Annotated in this window: 9 protein-coding genes; 6 read left to right on the top strand and 3 right to left on the bottom strand. The window is 68.5% G+C overall.

Going from position 1 to position 5767, the window contains the following annotated elements:
* The 4 genes from ACIQ3R_RS14345 to ACIQ3R_RS14330 form a co-directional block, all read left to right on the top strand.
* Positions 1-427: YebC/PmpR family DNA-binding transcriptional regulator (locus ACIQ3R_RS14345; RefSeq protein ID WP_397419541.1), on the top strand; the 427-nt coding region annotated here is incomplete at its 5' end.
* A gap of 114 nt (positions 428-541) precedes the next feature.
* The gene (locus ACIQ3R_RS14340; protein WP_397419540.1) at positions 542-736 is read left to right on the top strand and encodes a hypothetical protein; all 195 of its coding nucleotides are present in this window, start codon (positions 542-544) and stop codon (positions 734-736) included.
* A gap of 68 nt (positions 737-804) precedes the next feature.
* Complete coding sequence (locus tag ACIQ3R_RS14335; protein WP_397419539.1) at positions 805-1398, top strand: TetR family transcriptional regulator C-terminal domain-containing protein; 594 nt, start codon at positions 805-807, stop codon at positions 1396-1398.
* 14 nt (positions 1399-1412) lie between these two features.
* Positions 1413-2348 carry a phytanoyl-CoA dioxygenase family protein gene (locus ACIQ3R_RS14330; RefSeq protein ID WP_397419538.1) on the top strand — a complete coding sequence of 312 codons (936 nt, stop codon included), beginning with the start codon at positions 1413-1415 and terminating at the stop codon, positions 2346-2348.
* A 5-nt stretch (positions 2349-2353) separates the two neighbouring features.
* Here the strand turns inward: ACIQ3R_RS14330 and ACIQ3R_RS14325 are convergent, their stop codons facing one another.
* The 3 genes from ACIQ3R_RS14325 to ACIQ3R_RS14315 form a co-directional block, all read right to left on the bottom strand.
* The gene (locus ACIQ3R_RS14325) at positions 2354-3115 is read right to left on the bottom strand and encodes a DUF169 domain-containing protein (RefSeq protein ID WP_397419537.1); all 762 of its coding nucleotides are present in this window, start codon (positions 3113-3115) and stop codon (positions 2354-2356) included.
* 65 nt (positions 3116-3180) lie between these two features.
* Complete coding sequence (locus tag ACIQ3R_RS14320) at positions 3181-3489, bottom strand: BrnA antitoxin family protein (RefSeq protein ID WP_397419536.1); 309 nt, start codon at positions 3487-3489, stop codon at positions 3181-3183.
* Positions 3479-3730 (bottom strand): BrnT family toxin, encoded by a 252-nt coding sequence (locus ACIQ3R_RS14315; RefSeq protein WP_397419535.1) that lies wholly within the window; start codon positions 3728-3730, stop codon positions 3479-3481. The genes ACIQ3R_RS14320 and ACIQ3R_RS14315 overlap by 11 nt, the downstream gene beginning before the upstream one ends.
* A gap of 51 nt (positions 3731-3781) precedes the next feature.
* Here ACIQ3R_RS14315 and ACIQ3R_RS14310 point away from each other — a divergent pair, with 51 nt between their 5' ends.
* Both ACIQ3R_RS14310 and ACIQ3R_RS14305 read left to right on the top strand, forming a co-directional pair.
* Entirely contained in the window at positions 3782-4534 is a 753-nt protein-coding gene (locus ACIQ3R_RS14310) for a sulfite exporter TauE/SafE family protein (RefSeq protein WP_397419534.1), read from the top strand.
* 121 nt (positions 4535-4655) lie between these two features.
* Positions 4656-5723: a ribonucleotide-diphosphate reductase subunit beta gene (locus ACIQ3R_RS14305; RefSeq protein ID WP_397419533.1), complete on the top strand. Its 1068-nt coding sequence runs from the start codon at positions 4656-4658 to the stop codon at positions 5721-5723.
* Positions 5724-5767 lie beyond the last annotated feature (44 nt).

Genomic DNA, 5767 nt, shown 5'->3' with positions numbered 1-5767 from the left:
CCGCGCCGCCTCCACGGTGCGCTCCACCTTCACCAAGTGCGGCGGCGCGTTGGGCGAGACCGGATCGGTCTCGTTCATGTGGGACCGGGTGGGCCGCATCGTCTACGCGCCTTCCGCCGGGTCTGAGGATGCGGTGATGGAAGCCGCCATCGAGGCCGGCGCCGACGATGTCGAATCCGACGAGGACGGCCACACCATCTACACCGCCTTCGCCTCGCTCTCCGAGGTCGCCGCCGCCCTGGAGGCGACGCTGGGCGTCGCGCAGTCCACCCAGCTGGCCTGGCGGCCCAAGGCGCTCACCCCCGTGACCGGCGACGCGGTGGCGACGCTGATGAAGCTGATCGAGACCCTGGAAGACGACGACGACGTCCAGACCGTCTGGTCCAACGCCGACATCTCGACCGAAGACCTGGAAGCCCTGGGCTAGAGCGTCTTCCGAAAAGTGGGAACCGGTTCTCGGATGATAAGACGCTCTAAATTCTTGATTTCGAGCCTGTTTCACCCCGTTCAGATGATTCCATCTGAACGTGAAAGGCTCTAGATGGCCCGCAAGCCGGACGACCGCCAAGTCACCGACCTCGCCCGCTATCGCAAGGCGCGGGAGGCCGAGAAGCGCCGCCCGCCGCCCAGGCCCAGCCGCCCGCCGATCCTGGGCGACAATCCCCGCGCGGGACTGATCCTGGCGGTGGTCGCTGTGGTCCTGCTGGCGCTGACCCTGGGGCCGATCCTCCTCTAGACTCGCCCAGAGGCGACCGTCCGAACGCCGGCTTGACTCCGGCCTGGCGTTTTAACATAATCACCATTATGCCAAAACAAGTCGACATCGTCGCGCAGAAGCAGGCCATCGCCGACGCCGCGATCCAGGTCATCGGCGAAACCGGGCTGGACGCGACCCGCCTGCGCGATGTCGCCGCCGCCGCCGGCGTCACCACCGGGGCGGTGACCCACTATTTCGACGGCAAGGATGAGGTGCTGATCGCGGCGCTGGAGGAACTGGTCCGGCGCATCCTCGATCCCGACGTCTGGCGCCGCCCACCAGGCCTGTCGCTCAAGGACGCGCTGATCGCGCTCTGCGGGGAACTGCTGCCGCTGGATGACGAGACCCGCGGCGAATGGCGGGTCTGGCTCGCCTTCTGGAGCCGCGCCATTCACACGCCGCGCCTCGCCGAGATTCATCGCGGCTACTACGTCCGGATCACCGACGCGTTGTCCGAGACCCTCATGACTCACGGCGGCCTTGAGCCGGCCCGCGCCAACCTGATCGCCGACGCCATTGTCGCCGCCGTCGACGGGGTCGGCGTGCGCGCCACCGTCGAGCCCGACCAGTGGCCGGCCGCCCGCCAGCGCCAGACCCTGGCGGCGCTGATCACCCCGCTGCTCCCCAACGCACAATCCTGACCGGAGGCCCAGCCATGCCCGAGCTCATCCACCTGCCCGCCGACACCCCTGCCGAAGAGGTCCTCAAGGTCCTGGCCCGCGACGGCGCCCTGATCCTCGACGACATGCTGACGCCCGAGGCGACCGACGCCTTCCGCGAGGAACTGCGGCCCTATGTCGAGGCCACCCAGCCCGGCCGCGACGGCTTCAGCGGCCGCAAGACCACCCGCACCGGCGCCCTGGTCGCCCGCTCGCCCATCGCCCGCACGGCGGTGATGGACCCCCGCATCCGCGCGCTCTGCGACGGTTTCCTGCTGCCCAATTGCCAGCGCTACCAGCTGCACCTGACCCAGCTGATCCGCATCATGCCGGGCCAGCCGGCCCAGGCCATCCACCGCGACCGCTGGGCCTGGGGCAAGAATCTCAGCCACGTGGAGCCCCAGCTCAACACCATCTGGGCCCTGACCGAGTTCACCGAGGCCAACGGCGCCACCCAGGTGGTTCCGGGCTCGGTCGACTGGTCGGATGATCGCGACCCCGAGCCGCACGAGATCGGCCGCGCGACCATGCGCAAGGGCTCGGTGCTGGTCTATACCGGCTCGGTGTTCCACGGCGGCGGCGCCAATGAGAGCGATATGGACCGCTGGGGCCTCAACATCACCTATGCCCTGGGCTGGCTCCGCCAGGAGGAGAACCAGTACCTCTCCTGTCCGCCGGAGATCGCCCGCACCCTGCCGGCCGACCTGCAGGCCTTGATCGGCTACGCCATGGGCGGCTTTGCGCTCGGCTACTACACCCCGCCGCTGCCGCCGGGCGAGGGGCCCGAGGTCGCGCCGCCCGAATATGTCCTGGGGCAGGGCGGGGCCCTCGGCTCCACGCTCGGCTCGCCGGAGCTGCGGGAGGCCTTGGCGCGGGAGTTCGGCGCGCCGGAGCTGCGGGAGACGCTGGCGCCGGAGTTCGGCGAGGCCTGAACCCCTCAGCCGTAGCTGGCGGCCATGCCGGCGCGCACGTCCTGCTGCACGCCGTACTGCGGGAACGGATAGCGGAAGCCGTTCTTCGACAGCGCCCGCATCCCCGCGATCGCCTTGACCAGGTGCTCCGGCGGCGTGGCCATCAGCATCTCGTCGTCCAGCACCCCGCCATAGCGGCGCTCGGCGAAGCAGGGGATCGAGAGGCTCGGCTCGCGCTTGCTGAGCGCCCGGCCCCAGCTGTCGGCGCAGGCGCTTTCGCCCACCACGCTCCAGTCGAAGCGCTTGTAGCCAGACCACTGCAGCCCGTTGATGAAATAGATCATCGCGCCGGGCGTCGCGTAGAACAGCGCGATATCCGGGTCGACGATCTTGCCCGAGCTCAGCGGCCCCACCGCCAGCGCCTCGTAGCGGCCGTCGGGCACGCAGGCCATGGCCTGCTGGTGGGCGGTCGCGTCCGCCTCCGTTTCGAACCAGACGCCGGTCATGTGGCGGCCCGAGGTCCACTCCGGCGTCTTGGCGCCGCCCAGGCCCACCACCGCCCGGCATTGCGCGCCCACCAGGTCTTCCGCCGTGATCCCCACGGTCCAGCCCAGCCGCGAGGCCTGGCCCACCACCTGGTCCAGCGTGTGCACCGACTTGGGCCGGCGGATGCGGGGGATCGCCTCCATCTCCTCGCGCCGCTCATAGAGCTTCATGCCGAACGGGATGGAGCGCAGCTTCAGCAGTTGCTCCAGCTCGGCGATCACCGCCGGCAGATCCTCGACCATGGGGTTTCCTTCCTGTTGTCCCGTCAGGCTCGCGCCGAGCGGGACGGAAGGCAAGGGCGGGCGGTTCAGGTCCGCTTTCCGGTCTCCATCTCGGCCCGCAACACCGCCTCGATCCGGGTCTGCCAGCCCTTTCCCAGCGACCGGTAGTGGGCCAAAACATCCGGCGCGAGACGCAGGGAGACATGGGCCTTGGGCGTCGCCGTGCGAGGCCGCCCCCGGCTGTTCGGGAACTGGGCCATCACGCCGGGCGGCAAGACCGCCTCGGCCGGCCGCATCGCCGCGAAATCAGCCTCGGTCAGTTCCGGACTGTCGGGGTCGTCCAGCGCGGGTTCGGGCAACCGGCGCAGGCCGGTCGGAGTCGGATCACGGGACATGTCGACTGTACTCCCTGATGTGCGCGCGGCGAAGACGGATCGGCCGGACCTCGCCGTCGCGAAGGGTGAACACCAGAACATGCGGCAGATCGTCCAGAAGGCCGTAGCCGATGAACCGCGTTTCACCGTAGTCGTGTCGGGCGTCCACCATGGCCTTCCGCAAATCCAGATCGGCCGCCCGGGCCAGTGACAGACCGTGCTTTGCGCGGTTGCGCTGGTCCTTGTCGGCGTCGAACCGCATGATTTATTGTAGCACAAAATTTCTGAAGGTCGAGACGGTGGTGGCCCGCCGATGATCACCGATCCCGTCTTCTATGCCGTGGCCGTCCCGGCCGTGGTGCTGCTCGGCCTGTCCAAGGGCGGGTTCTCGGGCGTCGGCGCGGTCTCCATGCCGCTGCTGGCGCTGATCATCTCGCCGGTCCAGGCGGCGGCCATCCTGCTGCCGATCCTGATCCTGCAGGACCTGGTCGGCGTCTGGGCGTTCCGCAGCGTCTGGGATCGGCGGATCATCCTGATCACCCTGCCGGCCGCTGCGCTGGGCATCCTGCTGGGCTATCTCCTGGCCGCCCAGGTGTCGGTCAATGTGGTGCTGGGCCTGCTGGGCGCGCTCTCGATCCTGTTCGCCCTGCAGCGCATCTGGGTCGAGCGGCGGGGCGCCATCACCGCGCCCGGGGGGTCGAATCCCATCGTCGGCGCGGCCTTCGGCGCCGCCTCGGGCTTCACCAGCCAGATCGCCCACGCCGGCGGGCCGCCGTTCTCCATGTGGGTGCTGCCCCAGGGGCTCTCGCCCGCCGCCCTGGCCGGCACCACGGCGGTGTTCTTCGCCGCGGTGAACTGGATCAAGGTCCCGGCCTATATCGCGCTCGGCCAGTTCACGCCGGACAACCTGCTCACCGCCGCGGCCCTCGCCCCCGTCGCCATCCTCTCGACCATGGCCGGCGTCTGGCTGGTGCGCCGCGTGCCGGCCGAGCCGTTCTACCGGCTGGTCTACGCCCTGATGATCCTCACCGGCGCGCAACTGGTCTGGCGCGCGTTCGCGGCCTGAGCCGCCGTCCACAGTTGATCACATCCTCGTGGAAAACCCCAAGATAGAGCGGCCGGGCGCTTTACGACCTACCACATCTAGCGCAACGTGGCGGTTCACGCTTCGGAGCTTCGTGCCGTCCATGTCCGTCCGCCCGTCCAGCCCCCTTTCCAACCCGGGCCTCCGCAGCCTTCCGGGGCTGATGACGCCCTCGTTCGCCTACAAGCCGTTCCGCTATCCCTGGGCCTACGAGTTCTGGAAGAAGCAGCAGCAGGTCCACTGGATGCCCGAGGAGATCCCGCTGGGCGAAGATCTCAAGGACTGGGCGGTCAACCTCACCGACCGTGAGCGCAACCTGCTCACCCAGATCTTCCGCTTCTTCACCCAGTCCGATGTCGAGGTGAACGACAACTACATGGAACGCTACAGCCGCGTCTTCAAACCCACCGAGGTGAAGATGATGCTGGCCTCGTTCTCCAACATGGAGACGATCCACATCGCGGCCTATGCCCTGCTGCTCGAGACCATCGGCATGCCCGACGCCGAGTTCACGGCCTTCCTCGACTTCCAGGCCATGCGCGACAAGCACGACTACATGCAGCAGTTCGGCGTCGACACCCACGCCGACATCGCCCGCACCCTGGCCATGTTCGGCGGCTTCACCGAGGGGCTGCAGCTGTTCGCCAGCTTCGCCATGCTGATGAACTTCCCGCGCTTCAACAAGATGAAGGGCATGGGCCAGATCGTCAGCTGGTCGGTGCGGGACGAGAGCCTGCACTGCGAAGGCATCATCAAGCTCTACCACGCCTTCAACAAGGAGACCGGCGCGGTCACCCAGGCGGTCGCCGACGACATCGTCGACTGCTGCCGGACCGTGGTCGAGATGGAAGACAAGTTCATCGACCTGGCCTTCGAGATGGGTCCCGTCCAGGGCATGAACCCCGAGGACATCAAGCAGTACATCCGCTTCATCGCCGACTGGCGCCTGCGCCAGCTCAAGCTGCCGGAGATCTACGGCGCGAAGGAAAACCCCCTGCCCTGGCTGCAATCGATGCTGAGCGGCGTCGAGCACGCCAACTTCTTCGAGGCCCGGTCCACCGAGTACTCCAAGGCGGCGACCCGGGGGCAATGGCACGGCGAGGTCGGCGTCTGGACCGAGTTCGACCGCCTCATGGCCCGCCGCAGCGTCCCGGCGGAGCCCGCCGAGTAGGCGCTCCGGTCAGGCGGTCCGCCGGCCCATCAGCTCCCTCAGCG

The organism is Phenylobacterium sp. (assembly GCF_044371015.1).
Lineage (GTDB): Bacteria > Pseudomonadota > Alphaproteobacteria > Caulobacterales > Caulobacteraceae > Phenylobacterium.
This window is presented reverse-complemented; position numbering and strand designations above follow the sequence as displayed.

Bases quoted from the DNA above. Each gene is read 5' to 3' on its own strand.
- ACIQ3R_RS14340 (WP_397419540.1), top strand. From the start codon at position 542: ATGGCCCGCAAGCCGGACGACCGCCAAGTCACCGACCTCGCCCGCTAT.
- ACIQ3R_RS14335 (WP_397419539.1), top strand. From the start codon at position 805: ATGCCAAAACAAGTCGACATCGTCGCGCAGAAGCAGGCCATCGCCGAC.
- ACIQ3R_RS14330 (WP_397419538.1), top strand. From the start codon at position 1,413: ATGCCCGAGCTCATCCACCTGCCCGCCGACACCCCTGCCGAAGAGGTC.
- ACIQ3R_RS14325 (WP_397419537.1), bottom strand. From the start codon at position 3,115: ATGGTCGAGGATCTGCCGGCGGTGATCGCCGAGCTGGAGCAACTGCTG.
- ACIQ3R_RS14320 (WP_397419536.1), bottom strand. From the start codon at position 3,489: ATGTCCCGTGATCCGACTCCGACCGGCCTGCGCCGGTTGCCCGAACCC.
- ACIQ3R_RS14315 (WP_397419535.1), bottom strand. From the start codon at position 3,730: ATGCGGTTCGACGCCGACAAGGACCAGCGCAACCGCGCAAAGCACGGT.
- ACIQ3R_RS14310 (WP_397419534.1), top strand. From the start codon at position 3,782: ATGATCACCGATCCCGTCTTCTATGCCGTGGCCGTCCCGGCCGTGGTG.
- ACIQ3R_RS14305 (WP_397419533.1), top strand. From the start codon at position 4,656: ATGTCCGTCCGCCCGTCCAGCCCCCTTTCCAACCCGGGCCTCCGCAGC.